The sequence below is a fragment of the Acrocarpospora catenulata genome (genome assembly GCF_018476525.1).
GTDB lineage: Bacteria > Actinomycetota > Actinomycetes > Streptosporangiales > Streptosporangiaceae > Acrocarpospora > Acrocarpospora catenulata.
In genome coordinates, this window is sequence record NZ_JAHCST010000154.1 from 1 (window position 1) to 1,431 (window position 1,431).

The window sequence follows — 1,431 nt, forward strand, 5'->3', positions numbered from 1 at the left end:
TACCAGCGGCGATTAATCGATACGGCGATCGGTGGGCGAGAGACGGTCATCCACCTGCGAGTACGCCGGTTCGTCTGCGACACCATGTCGTGCGCGAAGAAGACCTTCGCCGAACAGATCGACGGGCTCACCTGGCGATACGGCCGCCAAAGCATCCCGGCCCGCCGTGAGCTCGCGGCCATCGCGCTGGCCGTCGGCGGCCGGGCCGGCGCCCGGCTGAGCGCCCGCTTGGCGAGCGGGGTCGGGCGGATGACCCTGATACGCCTGATCCGGGCTCTGCCGGAACCACCCGTGGCCACACCGCGAGTGCTGGGGGTGGACGATTTCGCCCTGCGCCGCGGGCACCGCTATGGAACTGTCCTGGTCGACATGACCACCCGCCGGGTGATCGATGTCCTGGACGACCGCACCGCCGACAGTCTCGCGGCCTGGCTGGATGCCCGTCCCGGTGTCGAGGTGATCTGCCGCGACCGGGCTGGCAGCTACGCCGAGGCCGCCACCAGGGCAGTTCCGGGCGCGATCCAGGTCGCTGACCGCTGGCATCTGCTCCACAACCTGTCGCAAGCGGTAGAGAAGGCTGTCGCGCGCCATCGCTCCTGCCTGCGCCCGGCCGGATCAGACCCAGTCCCGCAGATCCCGGCACCACCGGTCGTATCCGCCACCCCCGTAGACGGGGTTCTGGCGCGGCGGACCCGTGCCCGGCATGCCGAGATCCACGCGCTGCGCGAGCAGGGCCTGGGCATTTACACCATCGCCCGCCTGCTCAAGCTCGATCCCAAGACCGTCCACCGCTACGCCGACGTCCCCGACGCCGAACAGTTGATCAACCCCGGCGGCGTCCGCGACAGCATCCTCAACCCCTTCAAGCCTTACCTGCATCAACGCTGCCTTGACGGGGTCACCGGCACTACCCGGCTGCTGGAGGAGATCCGCGCCCGTGGTTACCGGGGCAGCGAGCGGACCCTGCGCCGCTACCTGATCAGCGTTCGCGGTGTCACCGAAGCCGTACCCGCGCCGCCACGCATCCCGACCAGCCGTGACATCACCGCGTGGATCATGCGCCCACCCGGCAGGCTCACCGCCGACGACCACGCCGAACTGGAGCGGTTATGCGTCCGCTGCCAGGACCTGGACTCCATCCGCGATCTGGCTCGGGGGTTCGCCGACCTCGTCCGCACCCGCACTGCAGCAGGTTTGGACTCCTGGGTGAGCACGGCTCAAGGCGGCTCCATCGCCGAGATCCGCTCCTTCGCCAACGGTCTGCGCAAGGACTGGATGGCGGTCACCGCGGGCCTCACATTGGCGTGGAGTTCCGGCGCGGTCGAAGGCGCCGTCAACCGGATCAAGATGCTCAAACGCCAGATGTATGGCCGCGCCAACCCCGACCTGCTCCGTCGCCGGATCCTCCTCGCCGATTAAGATCACGGAATT

At 68.7% G+C, this 1,431-nt stretch carries 1 protein-coding gene; it reads left to right on the top strand.

Annotated elements, in window-relative coordinates; all coding sequences use genetic code 11:
* The coding region (locus KIP79_RS46135; protein ID WP_214111425.1) for an ISL3 family transposase at positions 1-1,419 on the top strand (1,419 nt) is incomplete at its 5' end.
* Positions 1,420-1,431: the final 12 nt, after the last annotated feature.